Source organism: Brevundimonas sp. 01N35, from assembly GCF_056399785.1.
This window is the reverse complement of sequence record NZ_JBFTRZ010000001.1, coordinates 123898-145625: the sequence shown is the minus strand read 5'-3', so window position 1 is coordinate 145625 and position 21728 is coordinate 123898. Positions and strand designations below refer to the sequence as shown.

At 68.4% G+C, this 21728-nt stretch carries 19 protein-coding genes; 10 read left to right on the top strand and 9 right to left on the bottom strand.

Annotated elements, in window-relative coordinates; all coding sequences use genetic code 11:
• Position 1 precedes the first annotated feature (1 nt).
• From AC1DJ5_RS00700 to AC1DJ5_RS00660, 9 genes are all read left to right on the top strand, one after another.
• Positions 2 to 655, top strand: a complete 654-nt coding sequence (locus tag AC1DJ5_RS00700; RefSeq protein ID WP_477019345.1) for a baseplate hub domain-containing protein — start codon at positions 2 to 4, stop codon at positions 653 to 655.
• Positions 652 to 1095, top strand: coding sequence for a C40 family peptidase (locus AC1DJ5_RS00695; protein WP_477019344.1), 444 nt, complete (start codon positions 652 to 654; stop codon positions 1093 to 1095). The genes AC1DJ5_RS00700 and AC1DJ5_RS00695 overlap by 4 nt, the downstream gene beginning before the upstream one ends.
• Positions 1096 to 4821: a baseplate multidomain protein megatron gene (locus AC1DJ5_RS00690; RefSeq protein ID WP_477019343.1), complete on the top strand. Its 3726-nt coding sequence runs from the start codon at positions 1096 to 1098 to the stop codon at positions 4819 to 4821. It begins immediately after the preceding gene.
• 251 nt (positions 4822 to 5072) lie between these two features.
• Positions 5073 to 5975 (top strand): DnaJ C-terminal domain-containing protein, encoded by a 903-nt coding sequence (locus AC1DJ5_RS00685; protein WP_477019342.1) that lies wholly within the window; start codon positions 5073 to 5075, stop codon positions 5973 to 5975.
• A gap of 43 nt (positions 5976 to 6018) precedes the next feature.
• Positions 6019 to 7176 carry a phosphoserine transaminase gene (locus AC1DJ5_RS00680; RefSeq protein WP_477019341.1) on the top strand — a complete coding sequence of 386 codons (1158 nt, stop codon included), beginning with the start codon at positions 6019 to 6021 and terminating at the stop codon, positions 7174 to 7176.
• A gap of 125 nt (positions 7177 to 7301) precedes the next feature.
• Positions 7302 to 7493: a hypothetical protein gene (locus AC1DJ5_RS00675; protein WP_477019340.1), complete on the top strand. Its 192-nt coding sequence runs from the start codon at positions 7302 to 7304 to the stop codon at positions 7491 to 7493.
• Between the two features lie 12 nt (positions 7494 to 7505).
• A complete protein-coding gene (locus AC1DJ5_RS00670; protein ID WP_477019339.1) occupies positions 7506 to 8117 on the top strand; it encodes a Fic family protein in 612 nt (203 codons plus the stop codon).
• Between the two features lie 66 nt (positions 8118 to 8183).
• Positions 8184 to 9479 (top strand): adenylosuccinate synthase, encoded by a 1296-nt coding sequence (locus AC1DJ5_RS00665; protein WP_477019338.1) that lies wholly within the window; start codon positions 8184 to 8186, stop codon positions 9477 to 9479.
• 114 nt (positions 9480 to 9593) lie between these two features.
• Positions 9594 to 10400, top strand: coding sequence for a response regulator (locus AC1DJ5_RS00660; protein WP_477019337.1), 807 nt, complete (start codon positions 9594 to 9596; stop codon positions 10398 to 10400).
• A gap of 179 nt (positions 10401 to 10579) precedes the next feature.
• Here AC1DJ5_RS00660 and rpoH read toward each other — a convergent pair whose 3' ends face one another.
• Positions 10580 to 11464 (bottom strand): RNA polymerase sigma factor RpoH, encoded by an 885-nt coding sequence (gene rpoH, locus AC1DJ5_RS00655; RefSeq protein ID WP_477019336.1) that lies wholly within the window; start codon positions 11462 to 11464, stop codon positions 10580 to 10582.
• A 228-nt stretch (positions 11465 to 11692) separates the two neighbouring features.
• Complete coding sequence (locus tag AC1DJ5_RS00650) at positions 11693 to 12694, bottom strand: RluA family pseudouridine synthase (protein ID WP_441455812.1); 1002 nt, start codon at positions 12692 to 12694, stop codon at positions 11693 to 11695.
• A gap of 75 nt (positions 12695 to 12769) precedes the next feature.
• Here AC1DJ5_RS00650 and AC1DJ5_RS00645 point away from each other — a divergent pair, with 75 nt between their 5' ends.
• Positions 12770 to 13408: a DUF2799 domain-containing protein gene (locus AC1DJ5_RS00645; protein ID WP_441455811.1), complete on the top strand. Its 639-nt coding sequence runs from the start codon at positions 12770 to 12772 to the stop codon at positions 13406 to 13408.
• 188 nt (positions 13409 to 13596) lie between these two features.
• Here the strand turns inward: AC1DJ5_RS00645 and fba are convergent, their stop codons facing one another.
• From fba to purT, 7 genes are all read right to left on the bottom strand, one after another.
• Positions 13597 to 14682 (bottom strand): class II fructose-bisphosphate aldolase, encoded by a 1086-nt coding sequence (gene fba, locus AC1DJ5_RS00640; protein WP_477019335.1) that lies wholly within the window; start codon positions 14680 to 14682, stop codon positions 13597 to 13599.
• Positions 14683 to 14932: 250 nt separating this feature from the next.
• Positions 14933 to 16126, bottom strand: a complete 1194-nt coding sequence (locus tag AC1DJ5_RS00635; RefSeq protein WP_477019334.1) for a phosphoglycerate kinase — start codon at positions 16124 to 16126, stop codon at positions 14933 to 14935.
• Between the two features lie 92 nt (positions 16127 to 16218).
• Entirely contained in the window at positions 16219 to 16479 is a 261-nt protein-coding gene (locus AC1DJ5_RS00630) for an endonuclease domain-containing protein (RefSeq protein WP_441455867.1), read from the bottom strand.
• Between the two features lie 188 nt (positions 16480 to 16667).
• Entirely contained in the window at positions 16668 to 17675 is a 1008-nt protein-coding gene (gap, locus tag AC1DJ5_RS00625; RefSeq protein ID WP_477019333.1) for a type I glyceraldehyde-3-phosphate dehydrogenase, read from the bottom strand.
• A gap of 125 nt (positions 17676 to 17800) precedes the next feature.
• Positions 17801 to 18046, bottom strand: coding sequence for a YbdD/YjiX family protein (locus tag AC1DJ5_RS00620; protein WP_477019332.1), 246 nt, complete (start codon positions 18044 to 18046; stop codon positions 17801 to 17803).
• Positions 18039 to 20126, bottom strand: a complete 2088-nt coding sequence (locus tag AC1DJ5_RS00615) for a carbon starvation CstA family protein (protein ID WP_477019331.1) — start codon at positions 20124 to 20126, stop codon at positions 18039 to 18041. The genes AC1DJ5_RS00620 and AC1DJ5_RS00615 overlap by 8 nt, the downstream gene beginning before the upstream one ends.
• Before the next feature lie 247 nt (positions 20127 to 20373).
• Entirely contained in the window at positions 20374 to 21570 is a 1197-nt protein-coding gene (gene purT / locus AC1DJ5_RS00610) for a formate-dependent phosphoribosylglycinamide formyltransferase (protein ID WP_477019330.1), read from the bottom strand.
• Between the last annotated feature and the right edge of the window lie 158 nt (positions 21571 to 21728).

Below are 21728 nucleotides of genomic sequence, written 5' to 3'. Positions count from 1 at the left end.
CATGCGCGACATACCGAACGAACTGGCCGCCCGCATCGAAAGCGGGGCGGCGATGCTGTGCCATGCCTGGGTGCTGAGGCGGAGCGACGGCGAGGTGTTGGGCTTCACCGATCATGATCGGGATCTGGAGGTCGAGGGCGTGGTCTGTCGTGCCGGCAGCGGCTGGACGGCGGGCGCGGGCGAGGGCGCGGTCGGGCTGGAGGCCGGGGGACTGTCGGCGTCGGGCGGGCTGGACGACGCGGCGATTACCGAGGGCGACATCGCGGCGGGCCTCTATGACGGGGCGCGGGTGGAGCTGTGGCGGGTGGACTGGGCGCGGTCGGACCTGAGGGTGCGGTTGTGGGCCGGGAGGCTGGCGCGGATCCGGCGCGAGAACGGGGCCTTCGTCGCCGATCTGGACGGGCCGATGGCGGCGCTGGAGCGGGTGGTGGGGCGGACCTATGGCCGGACCTGCGGCGCGGTGCTGGGCGATGCGCGCTGTGGCTTGGATGAAGCCGCCATCGCGAGGCGGCGCTGCGACAAGCGCTGGGCGACTTGCACAGGGCGGTTCGGCAACGGCGTCAACTTCCAGGGCTTTCCCGATATTCCAGGCGATGACTTCATCGCCGCGCGCCCGGTCACGGCGGGGCGGCACGACGGCGGGAGTCGGCGATGAGGGGGGAGGTGGTGGCCGCTGCGCGCGGCTGGCTGGGGACGCCGTATCGGCATCAGGCCAGCGTGAAGGGCGAGGGCGCGGACTGTCTGGGTCTGCTGCGCGGGGTGTGGCGCGAGGTGGTGGGCGTGGAGCCGGAGGCACCGCCGCCTTACCGCGCCGACTGGGCCGAGGTCGGTGGCGAGGAGACGCTGCTGCACGCTGCAAGGCGGCGCCTGGTCGAGGTGGCGCTGGAGAGGGCGCGGCCGAGCGACGTGCTGCTGTTCCGCATGAGCGCGGGCTGTCCGGTCAAACACTGCGCCATCCTGAGCGCGGATGACGGGCCCGAGTGGAAGATGATCCACGCCTATTGGGGGCGGTCGGTGGTCGAGAGCTGGATGGGGCCGTGGTGGCGGCGAAGACTGGTCGCGGCTTTCCGCTGGCCGGCGACGAAGGAGAACTGAATGGCGCAGGTGGTTCTGACTGCGATCGGCGGCTCTATCGGCGGGCCGATCGGCGCCTTTGTCGGCGCGACCATTGGGCGGGCCATCGACAACCGAGTGATCGCCAGCCTGTCGCCCACGCGGCAAGTCGGGCCGAGGTTGGAGGCGCTGAACCTGCAGTCCTCGGCGGACGGGGCGCCCATGGGCTGCGTCTTCGGCCGGGCGCGGGTTGTGGGGCAGGTGATCTGGGCCGCGCGGTTTCTGGAGAACAGGAACAAGCGGTCGGGCGGCAAGGGCGGGCAGAAGACGGTCGAGTACGACTATTCGCTGAGCTTCGCCGTGGCCCTGGGCGAGGGACCGATCGACGGGGTGGGCCGGGTCTGGGCCGACGGCCAGCCGCTGGACATGACCGGGGTGACGATGCGGGTGCATCGCGGGACGCAGGATCAGACGCCGGACCCGTTGATCGAGGCGGTCGAGGGGGCGGCGCCGGCGTTCCGGGGTGTGGCCTATGCGGTGTTCGAGGACCTGCCGCTGGGGCCCTTCGGTAATCGCGCGCCGCAGTTGGCGTTCGAGGTGTTCCGCCGCGCGCCGGGCGAGGGACGGCTGGAGGACCTGCTCGAAGGAGTCTGCCTGATCCCCGGCGCGGGGGAGTTCTGTCTGGCGACCGAGGCGGTGATGCGCCGCGAAGGACTGACGCGGACCACGCCCGAGAACGTGCATCACGCCGAGGGACGGGCGGACCTCGCGGTATCGCTGGATCAGTTGATGGCCCAGGCGCCCAAGCTGAAGCGGGTCAGCCTGATCGTCGGCTGGTTCGGCGATGATGTGCAGGCGGGGATGTGCCGCATCCGGCCGGGGGTGGAGAACCGCGCCAAGACGACCGCGCCGCTGACGTGGAAGGTGGCGGGCCTGGGGCGGGCTGAGGCGCATCTGATTTCCGAAGTGGACGACGGCAAGGGCGGCAAGGGGCCGGCCTATGGCGGCACGCCGTCCGACGAGAGCGTGCGGCAGGCGATCCGGGCGCTGAAAGGCCGTGGGCTGGAGGTGACGCTCTATCCCTTCGTCTTCATGGATGCGGCTGGCTATCCGTGGCGTGGCCGTGTGGCGGGAACCGATGGAGCGGGGGCGACGGCCGAGGTCGCGGCCCTGTTCGGCGACGCCGACGGCTGGGGGCTGAGGCGGCTGGCGTTGCACTATGCGGCGATCGCGGCCGAGGAAGGGGCGGACGGCCTGCTGATCGGCTCGGAGATGCGGGGGCTGACCTGGACGCGCGACGCCGGGGGCGGCTTTCCGGCGGTGGCGCAGTTGCGGACGCTGGCGGCGGAGTGCCGGGCGGTGGTCGGGGCGGGGGTGAAGCTGTCCTACGCCGCCGACTGGTCGGAGTATTTCGGGCGGCAGGCGGGCGGGGAGGTGCGGTTTCATCTCGACCCGCTTTGGGCCGATCCCAACATCGATTACGTCGGCGTCGACTGGTATCCGCCGCTGGGCGACTGGCGCGAGGGGGAATGGCGCGACGGCGGCGGCGGTCTGGACGCCGAGGCGGGTTTCCGGGGACCGTCCGCGCCCGCCTATCTGGCCGAACAGGTGGCGGGCGGCGAGGGTTATGACTGGTATTACGCCTCCAGCGCCGACCGGGCGGCGCAGACGCGGACGCCCATTGCTGACACCGCTCACGGCGAGGACTGGGTCTTTCGGCCCAAGGACCTGAAGGGCTGGTGGTCGAACCCGCACCATGAGCGGGTCGCGGGCGTGCGCGCGCCGACGCCGACGGCCTGGGTTCCGAAGATGAAGCCGATCCGGCTGACCGAGTTCGGCTGTGCGGCGGTGGACCGGGGCGGCAATGCACCGAACCTGTTTCAGGACCCCAAGAGTTCGGAAAACGCCCTGCCGCCCTTCTCGACGGGCGCGCGCGATGACCGGATGCAGCGGCGGGCGCTGGAGGCGGTGCTGAAGCATTTCGCCAAGGCCGAAAACAATCCGACGTCGCCGGTCTATGGCAGGCCTATGCTGGAGGGGGCGGACGCCTGGTGCTGGGACGCGCGGCCCTATCCGGCGTTTCCGGCGCTGGATGAGGTCTGGGCCGACGCCGGGGCCTGGCGCGCCGGCCACTGGCTGAACGGGCGGATGAGCGGCGAGGCGGTCGATCTGATCGCCGCCGTGCTGAGGCGCGGGGGGCTGGAGGAAGACGATTTCGCCATCGGCGCGCTGGACGGCGAGGCGGCGGGCTATGTCATCGACCGGCCGATGCGGACGCGCGACGCGCTGGAGCCGCTGCTGGCCGCGTTCGGGGCGACGGCGGCGGAGCGCGACGGGCGGGTGGCGGTGCAGGGCGACGAGGCGGCGGTGCTGACGCTGACGGGCGAGGCGCTGGCCCTGCCCGACGAGGGCGCGAGCCTGGCGGCGGAGCGGTCGCTGGAGCCGAGGCCGAACGTGGCGCGGGTGCGCTTCATCGACGAGACGGCGGACTATCAGACCGGATCGGTGGTGGCGCGGGCCGAGCAGGGCGGCGACGGTGGCGGGCTGGATGCGGACCTGCCGGTGGTGTGCGACGCCGAACTGGCGACGAGCGTGGCGCGGCGCGCGCTGGCCGCCGGCGACGCGGGCGAGCGGCTGACCGCGCGCCTAGGACCGCTGGCGGCCTTGCGGCTGGAGCCCGGGGACGGGGTGGAGGTCGAGGGGCGGGCCGGCGAATGGCGCGTGGCGCGGCTGGACTGGGACGAGCGGCCGACGGCGACGCTGGAGCCGGTGGTGCGGATCGCGCGGGGCGAGGCGGGGGGCGAGGCGACGCCCGACTGGCGTCCCGGCGAGCGGTCGACGATCACGGGCGCGCCCTTTCTGCGGCTGCTGGACCTGCCGCTGCTTCCGGGCGCGGAGGACGACGGACGACCGGTGGCCGTGGTCGCCGCCGAGCCGTGGCGGTCGATGACGCTGCATGGCGGGCAGGACGCGGCGACGCTGACGCCGCGCGCGACGGTGGCGCAGCCGGCGACGGTCGGGGTTCTGACCGAGCCGCTGACGCGCGGCGTACTGGGGCGCTGGGATGAGACGAACGCGATCACGGTGCGGATCGAAGGGGCACCGCCGCAGAGTTTGTCGGGCGCGGCGGTGCTGGGCGGGGGCAACGCCCTGGCGGTCGAGACGGCGGCGGGCTGGGAGGTGGTGCAGTACCGGCGCGCGGACCTGGTTGCCGGCGAGGTCTGGCGGCTGACGGGCCTGTTGCGCGGGCAGCAGGGGACAGAGGCGGCGACGGCGGCGGGCGCGGCGGCAGGCGGGTTGGTCGTGGTGCTGGATCGGAACCTGCCGCGTGTGGAGATGAGCGCGGGCGAGCGAGGCTTGCCGCGCCTGTGGCGGGCGGGGCCGGCGGGCGCGCCGCCGGGCGGGGCGGGGTTCGCGGAGGTCGACTTTACCTGGACCGAGCGCTCGGCGCGGACTTGGCGGCCGGCGCATCTGCGGGCGGCGGTCGAGGGCGGCGGGCGGCGGCTGTCGTGGGTTCCGTGCGTGCGGATGGGCGGCGACCGCTGGGACCAGGAGCCCGTCGAGGTCGATCCGCGCCGGTTCCGGGTGCGCGTGCTGGACGGCGGGGTGGAGAAGCGCGTCTGGGAAGTCGAGGGGCTGGAGGCGGTCTATGCGGCGGCGCAGACGGCGGCGGATTTCCCCGGCGGCGTGAGCGAGGGCGCACGGGCGGCGGTGGCGCAGTGGGGCGAGGGTTATGGCTGGGGAGCGGAGGCGGTGACGAGGCTTTGAAGCCTGTCCTTCTCCCCTCCGGGGGAGAAGGTGGCTCGCGGAGCGGGACGGATGAGGGGGACATCGGCCCCACGTTCGTCGTCGCCGTCCAGCTTGCTGAACACGCCCCCTCATCCGAGCGCCTCGGCGCCCACCTTCTCCCCCGAGGGAGAAGGAAGCTTAGGCGGGTTTGTGCGGCTGCCCCTTTCAGCCGGGGGGCGCATGGCTTAACTGACGCTCTGGTCTTTTTCTGATGTCGGAGTGAAGCGAACGTGGCTGGCGATCCCTATAAGGAACTGGGCGTTGCCAAGGGCGCGAGCGCGGACGAGGTCAAGAAGGCGTTCCGCAAGCTGGCCAAGGAACTGCACCCGGACAAGAACCCCGGCGACAAGGCCTCCGAGGAGCGGTTCAAGCGCATCACCGCCGCCTTCGACCTGCTGGGCGACGCCGAGAAGCGGGCCAAGTACGATCGCGGCGAGATCGACGCCGACGGACGCGAGCAGTTTCGCGCGCCGCCGGGCGGCGGCGGGCGCTCGGGCGGCTTTGGCGGGTTCGGCGGTTCGGGCGGGCGCGGCGGGTTCGAGGACATCGACTTGGAGGAGCTGTTCGGCGCCTTCGGCGGCGGCGGGCGCACGGCCGGGCGCGGCGGTTTCGGCGGCAAGGGCCAGGACGTGCGCGCCACCCTGGACATCAGTCTGGAAGACTCCATCGCCGGCACCACGCGCCGCATCCAGTTCTCGGACGGGCGGATGCTGGACGTGGCCATTCCCAAGGGCGCGGCCGAGGGCCAGGTGATCCGGCTGAAGGGCCAGGGCGCGCCGGGACGCGGCGGCCAGGCGGGCGACGCCCTGATCGAACTGAGGATCGCGCCGCACCCGGTATTCAAGCGCGACGGGGCGGACCTGAGCATGGACCTGCCGGTGTCGGTCCCGGACGCGGTGCTGGGCGGCAAGATCCAGGTGCCGACGCCCGAGGGCGCGGTGATGATGACCATCCCCAAGGGTTCGAACAGCGGCAAGATGCTGCGGCTCAAGGGACGGGGCGCCTATGCCGGGGGCAAGCGCGGCGACCTGCTGGCCCGGCTGGGGGTGACCCTGCCGGAGACGCCGGATGACGAGCTGATCCGCTTTGCGACCGAATGGCGGGACAAGCGCCCCTACAAGCCCGGACGCTGACTCGACCTCCTACTCTTCTCTCCATGCTGGATACGCCGACGCCATGATCGCCAAGCCTGACGCCAAGCCCGCTCGCCCGTGGTTCTCCGCCGGTCCGACGGCCAAGCGTCCGGGGTGGTCGTTGGCGGGGCTGCCGACCAACCTGCTGGGGCGCGGCATCCGCGCACCGGAGGTGGTGGAGCGGTTCGCCTATGGGCTGAAGCTGACGCGCGAGATTCTGGCCCCGCCCGAAGACTACGTCATGCTCTATACGCCCGGTTCGGACACGGGCGCGGTCGAGGCGGCGCTGTGGGGGATGCTGGGCGAGCGGCCGGTGCAGGTCGTGACCTATGAGAATTTCGGCCAGGTCTGGGCGACCGACGTGCGCGATCACCTGAAGCTGGAGCCCGAGGTGCTGACAGCGCCCTGGGGCGAACTGCCGGACATGACGCGGGTCGATCCGAGCAAGGACGTGGTGTTTCCATGGAACGGCACGACCTCGGGCGTGCGGGTCGATCACGCCGACTGGATCGCCGACGACCGCGAGGGGCTGACCATCTGCGACGCGACCTCGGCGGCCTTCGCCATGGCCCTGCCGTGGGACAAGCTGGATGTCACCACCTTCAGCTTCCAGAAGGCCCTGGGCGGCGAGGCGGGCATCGGCGTCATGGTGCTGTCGCCGCGTGCTGTGGCGCGACTGGACAGCTATCGCCCCGAGCGGTCGATCCCCAAGGTGCTGCGCATCACCGACAAGAAGGGCTTCGACCGGACGCTGGCCGACGGGGTGGTGATCAACACCTTCTCCATCCTGACCATCGAGGACTGGATCGACGCCCTGGAGTGGGCCAAGGGCGCAGGCGGCTTGAATGAGCTGATCCGGCGCACGGACGCCAACTATGCGGCGCTGGCGGAATGGGTGGAGCGGACCGACTGGATCGCCTTCCTGCCCGACCGGCCGGAAATCCGCTCGACCACCTCGGTCTGCCTGAAGTTCGTCGATCCGCGCGTGACGGCGATGGACGAGGCGGGTCAGAAGGCTTTCGTGAAGCGCTTCAAGGCTCTGCTGGAGACTGAAGGCGCGGTCTATGACATGGAGCCGCACCGCTATGCGCCGCCGGGGCTGCGTCTGTGGTGCGGCTGCACGGTCGAGACGGCGGATGTCGTGGACGCTACGCCCTGGCTGGAATGGGCGTTCGAGACGGCGGTTGCCGAAATTTTGTAAATCACGGCGGTTTTTTGCCGTGATGTGCGGATAGCATGGCTGAAGTTTACACGGAACGATGTTATTGACATGCTCGTTGTGAGATTACAGTGTTCAGCTACCGAAGGGTGGGGGACGTGAGGGTCATGCAAACGCAGCTGAAAACGGATCAGGCTCTTTTGGAGCGGCTGAAAGCTGCGGCTAGCCATAAGATGTCGCGTGAAGAGGTGATGCGTCAGCGACTGTCTTTCGTGTACGGAAATATGCCCATCGATAGTGAAATGACGCGGCCCCAGGTGCGTGAGGCTTTGGCGCGGCTTGAAGGCGAACCGGCTTAACGTCCGCGTCGTATGTTTATCTATGATTTGGTTGGTACGGAAAACAACGAGCCGTATCAGAATCTGGCAGCAGAAAACCTCGCCCGCCAATATACCTTCCTGAGATCAGTCGTTGAGGCTTCCATCGATTTGAACCTGTGTGTTCTTTCGATCGAAGCGCTTAAGGCGCTGAACTATCATGCAATTGCATGCCTGCACTTCAGCGCCGGAGCTTTCCGGCCCTGCGAGGTGACGGTGGGTGCACATAAACCTCCGCCGCATTTTCAGGTGCCAGCGTTGATGCAGATGTTCACCAATCAGGTGAACAGAATTTGGGACGAGACCGATCCGGTTACGTTAGCGGCCTATGTTCTGTGGCGGCTGAACTACATCCACCCGTTCGTGAACGGCAACGGACGAACGGCCCGGGCGGCCTGTCACCTCATTCTGTGTATGAAGCTAGGAGGCTGGCTCCCTGGCGATACTATCTTGCCGGAATTGCTGAGGATCAACAGGCAGCAGTATGTTGCGGCGCTGAAACACGCTGACGCCTCTCTGGCGAAGGGTCCAGTGGATTTGAACCCCCTCCATACGCTGCTGAGCGAGTTGCTCGATCAGCAGCTCAAATCGGCGAACATCGCGTAGGTTGAGACAAATCCCAATTCAGGGGTTATAGGCTCCCACCGCATTCTGGATTGCGGAGAAACGATCTTGGCGAACGTCGCGGTAGTCGGCGCCCAATGGGGCGACGAGGGCAAGGGCAAGATTGTCGACTGGCTGTCGAACCGGGCCGACATGGTCGTCCGGTTCCAGGGCGGCCATAACGCGGGCCATACGCTGGTCGTCGACGGCAAGGTCTACAAGCTGGCACTGCTGCCTTCGGGCGTGGTGCAGGGCAAGCCCTCGATCATCGGCAACGGCGTGGTCGTCGATCCCTGGCATCTGGTCGGCGAGATCGAGAAGATCATCGCCCAGGGCGTGGCCATCAACCCCGACATCCTGACCATCGCCGACAACGCCTGCCTGATCCTGCCGATCCACCCGGCGCTGGACGTGGCGCGGGAAGCGGCCGCCAGCGCGCCGGGGGCCAAGATCGGCACGACCGGCCGCGGCATCGGCCCGGCCTATGAGGACAAGGTGGGCCGTCGCGCCATCCGCGTCTGCGACTTGGCCAATGAAGAAGACCTGAAGGTCAAGATCGACCGCCTGCGCTCGCACCACGATCCGCTGCGCGCGGGCCTGGGGCTGGAGCCGATCGACCCGGAGGCGCTGCTGGCGTCGCTGCTGGAGATCGCGCCGAAGATCCTGCCCTATGTGAAGCCGGCCTGGCGCGTGCTGGATCAGGCCCAGAAGGACGGCAAGCGCGTGCTGTTCGAGGGGGCGCAGGGCGCCTTCCTGGACGTGGATCACGGCACCTATCCTTACGTCACCAGTTCCAACACCGTGGCCGGTCAGGCGGCGGCGGGCTCGGGCGTCGGGCCGCGCGGCGTCGGCTACGTGCTGGGCATCGTCAAGGCCTATACGACCCGCGTCGGCGAGGGCCCCTTCGCCTGTGAACTGAACGACGAGGTCGGCGAGCATCTGGCGGTCGTCGGCCGCGAGGTCGGGGTGAACACCGGCCGCGCGCGTCGCTGCGGCTGGTTCGACGCGGTTCTGGTGCGCCAGTCGGTGGCGATCAATGGCATCGACGGCATCGCCCTGACCAAGCTGGACGTGCTGGACGGCTTGAAGACGCTGAAGATCTGCGTCGGCTATCGCATCAACGGCGAGGTGCTGGATTATCTGCCCTCGAGCCTGAAGGATCAGGCCTCGGCCGAGCCGGTGTTCGAGGAACTGGAAGGCTGGAGCGAGAGCACCGGCGGGGTGCGGACCTTCAAGGACCTGAACGCCCACGCCCTGAAATACGTGCGCCGCATCGAGGAACTGATCGGCGCGCCGGTGGCCCTGCTGTCGACCAGCCCCGAGCGGGACGACACCATTCTGATGCGCGACCCCTTCCAGGGCTAAGGGCCAGGGCTAAGGGCCAAGGCTAAGGCCAAAGGGAAGGGGCTGCGTCCCGTAACGGGAAACGGCCCCTTAACCCCCTGAGTTTACCGTCTTGGTTCCAGATGGAGCCAAGCCTTGTTCGCTTTAGACGCCAAGACGATGCAGAAGATCGCGCCGGTCGTGCGCCGGGTGGTTATTGTCGACCATAATCCGGCCGCCGCGCGCCTGTTGTCCGACCTGCTGAAGGGCTTCGGCTCGCGCGACATCGCGGTCGAGAGCGACGAGGCGCGGGTGATCGACCTGGCCCGCGAGATGGAGCCGGGGCTGATCCTGACCGAACGCTCGGGACCGCGCCTGGACGGCGAGGCGCTGACGCGGCGCATCCGGCGCTCCAGCCTGGCGTGCCGTCGCGTGCCGATCATCATGGTCACGGCCGAGGCCACCGCCAGCACCATCAAGGGCGCGCGGGATTCCGGCGTGCACGAGTTCCTGAGGAAGCCCTTCACCAGCGGCGACCTGTTCCGCCGGGTCGAGAACCTGGCCACCAAGCCGCGCGACTGGGTCGAGGCGGTGGGCTACATCGGGCCGGATCGCCGCCGCTTCAACTCCGACGACTACGCCGGGCCGTCCAAGCGCAAGGCGGACAAGCCGGCGTCGGGCGCCGAGGCGGTTCTGGCGGTGAAGGATCAGGCGATGCGCATCCTGGCCTCGGCCCTGGCCCAGTTCGACAATGATCCCATGCAGGCCGTCCGCGCGGTCAAGCAGCAGGCCGAGACGTTGAAGGCGCTGGCGATCAAGACCGGCGACGCATCGCTGGCCATTGCGGCGGCGGGGCTGGAGACGGCTCTGGCGGCCGGCGGGGCGAGCAAGGCGAGCCTCATGGCGCCGGTCAGCTCCGTGCTGGCGCTGGCCGCGCCCGAGAGCTTGGCCCGGGCGGGCTAGGGATCATCCCTTCTCCCCTTGTGGGAGAAGGTGGCAGGCGAAGCCTGACGGATGAGGGGTGCGAGCGCCTCCCATCCGATCAAGGCCGAAACGCGTGAGCCACGACATTTCAAGCGTCGCGCCGACACCCCTCATCCGGCCCTGACGGGCCACCTTCTCCCGCAAGGGGAGAAGGGAGCTTAGGCGTCGACCAGATTCCGTTCTTCGGCGGCGGCGCGCATGGCTTTTTGCAGCTTCTCGAAGGCGCGGACCTCGATCTGACGCACGCGTTCGCGCGACACGCCGTACTGGCCGGCGAGTTCTTCCAGCGTGACCGGGTCGTCCTTGAGGCGACGTTCCGTGAGGATGTGCTTCTCGCGGTCGGTCAGTTCCTGCATGGCTTCCTGAAGCAGGCCCATGCGCAGGGATTTTTCCTCGGAGTCGGCCAGAGCCGTTTCCTGAGACACCGCATTGTCGTCGGCCAGCCAGTCCTGCCACTCGCTTTCACCGTCGGCGCGCAGGGGCGCGTTGAGCGAGGCGTCGCCGCCGAGGCGGCGGTTCATGTTGGTGACCTCCTCTTCCGACACGCCCAGCTTGGTGGCGATGGCGGCGAGGTGTTCGGGGTGCAGGTCGCCTTCTTCGAACGCGGAAATCTGGCTCTTGGCCTTGCGCAGGTTGAAGAAGAGCTTCTTCTGCGCAGCGGTGGTGCCCATCTTCACGAGCGACCAGCTACGCAGGATGTATTCCTGGATCGAGGCGCGGATCCACCACATGGCGTAGGTGGCCAGGCGGAAGCCCTTGTCGGGATCGAATTTCTTGACGGCCTGCATCAGGCCGACATTGCCCTCGGAAATCACTTCGCCGATCGGCAGGCCGTAGCCGCGATAACCCATGGCGATCTTGGCCACGAGACGAAGGTGGGATGTGACGAGACGGTGGGCCGCTTCGGGGTCCTGATGCTCTGACCAGCGCTTGGCGAGCATGAACTCCTCGTCCTTGGTGAGCATCGGAAACTTACGGATTTCCGTGAGATAGCGCGACAGTCCCTGTTCAGGCGACATCACCGCGAGCGTCGAGTTAGCCATTAGACGTGGTCCCTCCGACCGATAAGCAAGAGCAGGCTCCGCGGCGCCGGCCACCCAATGTGCGCCATCGCCTCACCCCTCAACCGATCCAGATGGCCTCGGGTTGCTCCGTTTTACAGGGGCGGATCGTCACATGACAGCGTGACTGTGGCCCCAGAGCCACTCGCATCGGATGAGGGCTTATTAGCACAGTGTTAGTTACGGATCAAATCGCGCGCGGCGCGCGGTTCAAAGCGCGGCCAGCAGTTCCTCCAGCCGCCGCATATCCTCGGGCGGGGCGGTTTCGAAGCGCAGGGCCTGGCCGGTGACGGGGTGGACGAAGCCGAGGACGGCGGCGTGCAGAGCCTGTCGGGTCAGGCCGGCTTCGGTCACGGCGGCGCGGACGGAGGCGGCGGGGCTGCCGGAGCCATAGACGGGGTCGCCGAGCAGGGGCGAGCCCTTGGACGCCAGATGGACGCGGATCTGGTGGGTGCGGCCGGTGTGCAGAGTGCAGGCGACGCGGGCGGCCAGCGGGGCGGCGGAGGCCTTGGCGGGCTGGCCGAAGGTCTTTTGCACCACATAGTCGGTGATCGCCTCGCGGCCGCCGGAGCGCAGGACGGCCATCTTTTTGCGGTCGCTGCTGGAGCGGCCGATCTGGGTCTGGATGCGGCCCTTCTCGGGCGTGGGCGCGCCGCGCGTCAGGGCCACGTAGGTGCGCTCGATGTCGTGGGCGGCGAACAGGGCCGAGAGGCCGGCGTGGGCGCGGTCGGACTTGGCGGCGACCATGACGCCGGAGGTGTCCTTGTCCAGGCGGTGGACGATGCCGGGACGGGCCACGCCGCCGATGCCCGACAGGGTGTCGCCGCAGTGGGCCAGAAGGGCGTTGACCAGGGTGCCGGTCTCGCAGCCCGGCGCCGGGTGAGCAGCCATGCCGGCGGCCTTGTCGATGACGATCAGGTCGGCGTCCTCGAACAGGACGGTCAGGGGAATGGCTTCGGGCTGGGGCGTGGCGGCGACGACCGGCGGCATGATGACGGCGTAGAGGCCGGCCTGAGCCTTGGCAGAACCGCTGGTCACAGGTTGGCCGTCGCGGCGGACGGCGCCTTCGGCCAGCAGGGCCTGAAGGCGGGCGCGCGACAGCGCGGGGAAGGCGGCGGCCAGGGCCTTGTCCAGGCGGACGCCGGGGGCGTCGATGCGCGCCTCCAGAATTTCCGCGTCGTCGTCTTCCGTCAGCAAAGGTTCATCGGCCATAGGGCGATCTAGCATGGCTTGCCCGGCGGGTCGTCAATCGTCCAGTCTTGCGGCCAAGCTGTTGGGGAGATGGACATGAAGCTGATGATCGCCGCCGCTGCCGCTGCGACCGGCGTCGCCCTATTGGCCGGTTGCACCACCATGAGCAAGGACCAGTGTCTGGCGGGCGCCTGGGGCGAGAAGGGCTATCAGGACGGGCTGTCGGGCTATCGCACTAGCCGGCTGGACGATCATGCGCAGGCCTGCGCCAAATACGGGGCGGCGCCGAACCCCAGCGCCTATCTGTCGGCGCGCGAGGACGGATTGCGGACCTACTGCACCTGGGAGAGCGGCTTCCGGCAGGGGCGTCAGGGCAACAGCTATGGAGGGGTCTGTTCTCGGGCCGAGGAGGCTGGGTTCCTGCCGGCCTATGAGGACGGGCGTCGGATCTATGTCGTCGAACAGGCCGTGTCCTCGGCCGAGAGCGCGCTGAACGCGGCCGTCAGCCGTATCAGCGACCGCGAGGACAAGCTGGAGGCCAAGCAGCGAGAACTGCGTCAGTCGGGGCTGACGGACGAGCAGCGCCAGCGCATCCGTGACCGCATCCGCGAGGTGCGGGGCGAGATCATGGATGCTCGTCGTGATGCGCGCCGGGCCGAGGAGGAGCTGCGCTACGCCGAAATCGAGGCGCGGGCGGTGCGCGGCGCCCTGATGGGGCTTTACGGCAGTTGGTGAAGCTGCGGCCTCTTGATCCTCCCCCGAGCAGCGTAGCGGAACGGGGGAGGGGGACCATGCGCAGCATGGTGGAGGGGGCGAGGTCTGGCGTCGCCTCGTCCCATTGAACGCTGCGTCTGTTGCCGCCCCCTCCACCACTACGTGGTCCCCCTCCCCCGCAAGCGGGGGAGGATCAAGGGGGGCAGGCGTCAGGCTGCGTGGGTGGCCGACTTGCCGAAGTGCGGGTCCAGTTCGCCGGCGGCATAGCGCTTGGCCATCTGGGCGGTGGACAGGGGGCGGATCTTCGACGCCTGACCTTCGCAGCCGAACTGCTGGTAGCGCTCGATGCACAGCTTGCGCATGGCTTCCTTGGCGGGCTTGAGCCAGGCGCGCGGGTCGAACTCGCCCGGCTTTTCCATCAGCAGTTTGCGCACGGCGCCGGTCATGGCCATGCGGTTGTCGGTGTCGATGTTGATCTTGCGGACGCCGTGCTTGATGCCGCGCTGGATTTCCTCGACCGGCACGCCCCAGGTCTGGGGCATCTTGCCGCCATAGGCGTTGATGATGTCCTGCAGGTCCTGCGGCACCGAGGACGAGCCGTGCATCACCAGGTGGGTGTCGGGCAGGCGGCGGTGGATTTCCTCGATCACGTTCATGGCCAGGACTTCGCCGTCCGGCTTGCGGCTGAACTTGTAGGCGCCGTGGCTGGTGCCCATCGCAATCGCCAGGGCGTCGACCTTGGTGGCGCGGACGAAGTCGACGGCCTGATCTGGATCGGTCAGCAGGGCCGAGTGGTCCAGCTTGCCTTCGAAGCCGTGGCCGTCTTCGGCCTCGCCCATGCCGGTTTCCAGCGAGCCGAGCACGCCCAGTTCGCCCTCGACCGAGACGCCGCACGAGTGGGCCATTTCGGTGACGCGACGGGTCACGTCGACGTTGTATTCGTAGGAGGCGGGCGTCTTGGCGTCTTCTTCCAGCGAGCCGTCCATCATCACCGAGGTGAAGCCGTACTGAATGGCGGTGGCGCAGGTCGCGGGGCCGTTGCCGTGATCCTGGTGCATGCAGACCGGGATGTGCGGATAGAGCTCGGCCAGGGCGTCGATCAGCTTGGCCAGGACGATGTCGTTGGCGTAGCTGCGGGCGCCGCGCGAGGCCTGGATGATGACCGGGGCGTTGACGGCTTCCGCCGCCTCCATGATCGCCAGGCCCTGTTCCATGTTGTTGATGTTGTAGGCGGGCAGGCCGTAGTCGTTCTCCGCCGCGTGATCGAGCAACTGTCGCAGCGTGATGCGCGCCATGGGTATCTCCTGAGCCGGTATTATTTTGCTCAGGCTTTAGCCCGAAGGGGCGGGGAAGTCACGCCGGGTTACAGGTGGGGTCCGCAGGCAGACTCCTTCTCCCCTTGGGGGAGAAGGTGGGCGCCGGAGGCGCTCGGATGAGGGGGCGGGTTCAGCAAGCTGGACGGCGACGATGAGCGTGGCGCCGATGTCCCCCTCATCCGTCTCGCTCCGCGAGCCACCTTCTCCCCCGTATGGGAGAAGAAAAAAATCAGACGCGCAACGCCTCGACGCCCGGAAGCACCTTGCCCTCCATCCATTCCAGGAAGGCGCCGCCGGCGGTGGAGACGAAGGTCATGTCGTCAGCGGTCCCGGCGTGGTTGAGGGCCGCGACCGTGTCGCCGCCGCCGGCCACGGCGACCAGCTTGCCGGCCTTGGCCAGTTCGGCGGCGTGCTGGGCGGCGGCCACGGTGGCCTTGTCGAAGGGCGGGACCTCGAACACGCCGAGCGGGCCATTCCAGATCAGGGTCTTGGACAGGTCCATGGCGCGGTTGAGGCGCGCGACGGTTTCAGGACCGGCGTCCAGGATCAGGTCGTCGGGCGCGATGCGGTCCAGGGCGCGGACGCCGGATTCGACGCCCGGCTTGACCGTCTTGGCCACGACGACATCGACCGGTAGCAGCAGTTCGCAGCCCTTCTGACGGGCTTCCTCGATGATCTCGAGCGCGGTGTCGGCCAGGTCCTTCTCGCACAGCGAACCGCCGACATCGACGCCCTGGGCGTGCAGGAAGGTGTTGGCCATGCCGCCGCCGATGGCCAGGTAGTCCAGCTTGGCGACCAGGTTCTTCAGCAGGTCCAGCTTGGTCGAGACCTTGGCGCCGCCGACGATGCCGATCACCGGCTTCTGCGGATTGCCGAGGGCAGCGTCCAGCGCCGACAGCTCGCGCTTCATCGCCTCGCCGGCGTAGGCGGGCAGGAGGCGGGCCAGACCCTCGGTCGAGGCATGGGCGCGGTGCGCGGCCGAGAAGGCGTCGTTGACGTAGAGGTCGCCCAACTCCGCCAACTGGGCGGCGAAGGCGGGGTCGTTCTTTTCCTCGCCCTTGTGGAAGCGGACGTTTTCCAGCAGCAGCACGCCGCCCGCATCGAGGTCGGCGACGGCGGCCTTGGCCTCATCGCCCACGCAGTCGTCGGCGAAACGGACGGGGCCGTGCAGCAGCAGTTCCAGCGGCTCGACCACGGGGCGCAGGCTCATCGACGGGACGCGCTCGCCCTTGGGCCGGTCGAAGTGGGCCAGCAGCACCACCTTGGCGCCAGCTTCACGCAGCCGGTGAATGGTCGGCAGGGCGGCCTTCAGGCGGGTGTCGTCGGTGACCTTGCCGCCCTCCATCGGCACGTTGAAGTCCACGCGGACCAGAGCGGTCTGTCCGGACAGGTCAGCGGCGTCGTCGAGGGTGCGGAAGGTCATGGGAGCAGTTCCAGGTCTTCCTTCTCCCTGTGGGAGAAGGTGGCCCGCAGGGCCGGATGAGGGTCGGACGTTGCAGTCGGCGTAAGCCGTGGTCAGGGCGCAATCAAGCGCGCGTGTCCACGAACGGCGGTGACGGTAAGTTCGGGTTCGCTCAGCGCCTGAGGGTTGGTGAAGCGGAGAACCGTCCAGCCCAGGGCTTCCAGTTCGGTCTGTCGCAGGTGATCGCTGGTCGCGGCTTCGTCGCTATCGTGGACCCCGCCGTCGATCTCGATCAGCAGCTTCAATCGGTCGCAGGCGAAATCCGCGGCGTAACGACCGATCGGATGCTGGCGACGGAACTTGTGGCCGTCGATCTTGCCGCCTCGCAGCGAGATCCAGACGCGTTGTTAGGCGAGGCGGGATTTTTGCCGAAGCGTGCGGGCGAAGATGGTGCGTTCCACAGTCATGGCCGCCGACCCTCACCCTTTCGCGCGACCAATCGCCTTCGGCTCTTGGGCGCTCAAGCCCTCTCCCAGTGGGAGAGGGCCCAGCGTTTCGTCTTTTAGATCAGCTTCGCCATCACCAGGGCGGTGTCGGCCATGCGGGTCGCGAAGCCCCACTCGTTGTCGTACCAGGTCAGGACGCGGGCCAGCTTGCCGTCGACGACCTGCGTTTGCGGCAGGGCGGCGGTGGACGAAGCCGCGATGTGGTTCAGGTCGACCGAGACCAGCGGGTCGGTCGTCGTGGCCAGGACGCCCTTCATGGCGCCGTCGGCGGCGGCTTGCAGAGCGGCATTGATTTCCTCGACGGTGACTTCACGACCGGCGACGACCTTCAGGTCGACGACCGAGACGTTCGGGGTCGGGACGCGGATCGACGAGCCGTCCAGCTTGCCTTTCAGTTCCGGCAGGACCAGGCCCAGGGCCTTGGCGGCGCCGGTCGAGGTCGGGATCATGCTGAGGGCGGCGGCGCGGCCGCGGTACAGGTCCTTGTGCATCGTATCCAGCGTGGGCTGGTCGCCGGTGTAGGCGTGGATGGTGGTCATGTAGCCGCGCTCGATGCCGAACAGGTCGTTCAGCACCTTGGCCACCGGGGCCAGGGCGTTGGTGGTGCACGAACCGTTGGAGACGATGATGTCGTCGGCGGTCAGGGTCTCATGGTTGACCTTGAAGACGATGGTCTTGTCGGCATTGTCGGCGGGGGCCGAGACCAGGACGCGCTTGGCGCCGGCCTTCAGGTGGGCCGAGGCCTTTTCCTTCGAGGTGAAGATGCCGGTGCATTCGAAGGCGATGTCGACCTTCAGTTCGGCGTGCGGCAGGTTGGCCGGGTCGCGCTCGGCGGTGACCTTGATCTTGCCCGTGCCGACGTCGATCCAGTCGGCGCCCGAGGTCACGGTGCCGGGGAAGCGGCCGTGCACCGAGTCATAGCGCAGCAGGTGGGCGTTGGTTTCAACCGGGCCCAGGTCGTTGATCGCCACGACCTCGATGTCCGTGCGGCCATGCTCGATGATCGAGCGAAGCACAAGGCGGCCGATGCGGCCGAAGCCGTTAATGGCGACGCGAACGGTCATGGGGGAGGTCTCCTGAGCAGGGCATTTTGATTGGATGCCTTACTCGGACGATCGGCGTCGTGATTCAACCCCGCCGCGTTAACAAGGTGTGATCGGGTGTAACCGAAGCGGCGACCCCCGCCGCTTCAGCAGCAGCGGAAGCCGCCTGAGCCGCCGAACCGCCTTTGTTCGTGCAGGCGGAAGAAGGCGGTGCGGTCCAGCGGCGACTGGTCGGGGTGGGTGGCCTTCGCATGGGCGACATAGGCGTCATAGTCCGGCTGGCCGATCATCAGATTGGCGGTGCGGCGGGCGTCCTTGCCCCACCGCACCACGGCCTCGCGGCACAGGCAGACCAGATCGGCCGGGGCCGCGGGGGGCTGGAGCCTAGCCACGGGCCGCGTCCATGGCCTGATCTTCCAGCGTCAGTTCGTGCGCGGCCGGGGTTTCCTGCACGGTGGGCCGGTTGTTGCGATAGGCCTTGAGGCAGGCGGTGACGCCATAGACCACCATGGTCAGGACCACGAACAGGAAGCCCGCCGTGAGCACCGAGTTGACGTAGTCGTTCATGACGATCCGGCCCATGTCCGCAGCGGTCCTGGCCGGGGCCAGAAGCTCGCCGTTCGCCGCCGCCTCGCTGTATTTGCGAGCGTGGGCCAGGAAGCCGACCCGCACGTCGGGGTGGAACAGTTTCTGGAAGCCCGCCGTCAGGGTGCAGACCAGCAGCCAGAAGGCCGGAACCATTGTCACCCAGGCGAACCGCTCGCGTTTCATCTTGAACAGGACGACCGTGCCGAGGATCAGGGCCACGGCGGCCAGCATCTGATTGGCGATGCCGAACAGGGGCCACAGGGTGTTGATGCCGCCCAGCGGATCGACCACGCCCTGATAGAGGAAATAGCCCCAGGCCCCGACGGTCAGCGCCGTGGCGATGATGTTGGCGGTCCAGGAGTGGGTGTCGCGCATCTTGGGTACGGCCACGCCCATGAGGTCCTGGATCATGAAACGGCAGACGCGGGTGCCGGCGTCGACCGTGGTCAGGATGAACAGGGCCTCGAACAGGATGGCGAAGTGATACCAGAAGGCCATCATGGCCTCGCCGCCGATGACCTTGGACAGGATGTGGGCCATGCCGACCGCCAGCGTCGGGGCGCCGCCCGCGCGGGACAGGATGGTGTGCTCGCCGACCTGACGGGCGATGGTTTCCAGCTCGGCCGGGGTGATGTGGAAGCCCCACTGGGCCACGGCGGCGGCGGCCGAGGCGGCGTCCGTGCCGATGACGGCGGCGGGGCTGTTCATGGCGAAATAGACGGCCGGGTCCAGAACCGTGGCCGCGATCAGGGCCATGATGGCCACGAAGCTCTCGCACAGCATGGCGCCGTAGCCGATCAGCGGGATCTGGTTCTCATTCTCCAGCAACTTGGGCGTGGTGCCCGAGGAGATCAGAGCGTGGAAGCCCGAGACGGCCCCACAGGCGATGGTGATGAACAGGAAGGGGAAGAGGGCGCCCGAGAAGACCGGCCCCGAGCCGTCGATGAAGGGGGTGATGGCCGGCATCTGGATGTGCGGGCGCACGATCAGGATGCCGATGGCCAGGGCCAGGATGGCGCCGATCTTGAGGAAGGTGGACAGGTAGTCGCGCGGGGCCAGCAGCAGCCAGACCGGAATGACCGAGGCGATGAAGCCATAGGCCATCATGGCCAGGGCCAGCGTCGTGCCTGTCAGGGTGAAGGCCGGCCCCCAGAAGGGATCGGCCGCCACATGGCCGCCGCCGATGATGGCGAGGATCAGCAGGACCACGCCGACGACCGAGACCTCGCCCACGCGGCCGGGCCGCAGATAGCGGGTGTAGAGGCCCATGAAGATGGCGATGGGAATGGTGGCGGCGACGGTGAAGGTGCCCCACGGGCTCTCGGCCAGGGCCTTGACCACCACCAGGGCCAGAACGGCCAGAATGATGACCATGATCATCAGCACGCCGACCTGGGCGATGATGCCGGGGACAGGGCCCATTTCGGTACGGATCATGTCGCCCAGCGAACGGCCGTCGCGGCGGGTGGACATGAACAGGACCATCATGTCCTGCACCGCCCCCGCCAGAACCGCGCCGATCAGGATCCACAGCACGCCTGGGAGATAGCCCATCTGCGCCGCCAGCACCGGCCCGACCAGGGGACCGGCGCCCGCGATGGCCGCGAAATGGTGGCCGAACAGGACGTTTCTCGGCGTCGGCACATAGTCCATGCCGTCATTATGCCGCTGAGCCGGGGTGGGCCGGGCGGCGTTGAGCCCCATGACCTTGCCGGCCAGGTAGCGGGCGTAGAAGCGATAGGCGATGGCGTAGACGCAGACCGCCGCGATCACGATCCAGACCGCGCTGATGCTCTCGCCCTGATGCAGGGCGATGACCGCGAGGGCGACGGCCCCGAGTATGGCGATGGCGCCGAATATCAGCGCGGTCCTGAGCTTGCCCATGACGAACGGTCCTCCGGGCCGGCTTGAGTGCGACCTTTAGCCTTTTCTGGACCGGAACGACCATCGGCGCCAATCGACTAAAGTCGAAGACGAGTCTCGCCCTTCTCCCCTTGAGGGAGAAGGTGGCCCGTCAGGGCCGGATGAGGGGTCTCGCGACGGCGCGCGCCAAGGGCGACGGCCAGGGCGATGCGACCCCTCATCCGTCCGGCTTCGCCGTCCACCTTCTCCCGCAAGGGGAGAGGGGAATTTACGGTCTAACCACCCGCACCTTGCCCGCCGCTTCGGTCGCGCGTTGGCGGGCCTGATCGGTGTCGGCGCCGCGGGCCAGGGCCACGCCCATGCGGCGACGCTCGAACGCTTCGGGCTTGCCGAACAGCCGCAGGTCGGCGGTCGGAACGGACAGGGCCTCGGCCACGCCCTCGAACATGACGCCCTCGGCCTCCATGCCGCCGTAGATGACGGCGCTGGCGCCGGGTTCGCGCAGAGACACGTCCACCGGCAGGCCCAGGATGGCGCGGGCGTGCAGGGCGAACTCGCTCATGGTCTGCGTGGCCAGCGTCACCAGTCCGGTGTCGTGCGGGCGCGGCGAGACCTCGGAGAACCAGACCCGGTCGCCCGTCACGAACAGTTCGACGCCGAAGACGCCGAGACCGCCCAGAGCGTCGGTGACCTTGCCGGCGATGTCCTGCGCCGCCTTCAGCGCGGCCTCGCTCATGATCTGGGGCTGCCAGCTTTCGACGTAGTCGCCCTTCTGCTGGCGATGGCCGATGGGGGCGCAGAAGTCGGTTCTGGTTTCCCCGTCGGCGGTCGCCGACCGCACGGTCAGCAGGGTGATCTCATAGTCGAAGTCGATCCGGCCCTCGACGATGACCCGGCCGCCCGCGACCCGGCCCGAGGCCTCGGCGTAGGTCCAGGCGTCGGCCACAGCGTCGGCGCTCTCGACATAGGACTGACCCTTGCCCGAGGACGACATGACCGGCTTGACGAAGCAGGGGAAGCCGACGGCCTCGGCGCCCGCAGCCAGTTCCTCGGCCGAACCGGCGAAGGCGTAGGGGCTGGTCGGCAGGCCCAGCTCTTCGGCGGCCAAGCGGCGGATGCCCTCGCGGTTCATGGTCAACTGGGTCGCACGGGCGGTCGGGATGACCCGCGCCATGCCCGCCGCCTCGATGGCCGCCAGGACCTCGGTGGCGATGGCCTCGATTTCGGGGACGATGATGTGCGGGGCCTCGGCCATGATGAGGCCGTTCAGCACCTGCGGATCGGTCATCGGGATGACGTGGCTGCGGTGCGCCACCTGCATGGCCGGGGCGTTGGGATAGCGGTCGACCGCGATCACCTCGGCGCCCAGACGCTGAAGCTCGATCGCCACCTCCTTGCCCAGCTCGCCCGAGCCGAGCAGCATGACGCGGGTGGCGTTGTCGGTGAGAGGGGTGCCGATGCGCATGATCGTCTCCGCTTCCTTCTCCCCTTGAGGGAGAAGGTGGGTCGCAGCGCGACCCGGATGAGGGGGGACGGCGGCGCCCTTTCCAATGTCAGACCGCCGATTGGAAGAGTCTTATGAGGGGTGCGCCGACACCCCTCATCCGATCTGCTTCGCAGACC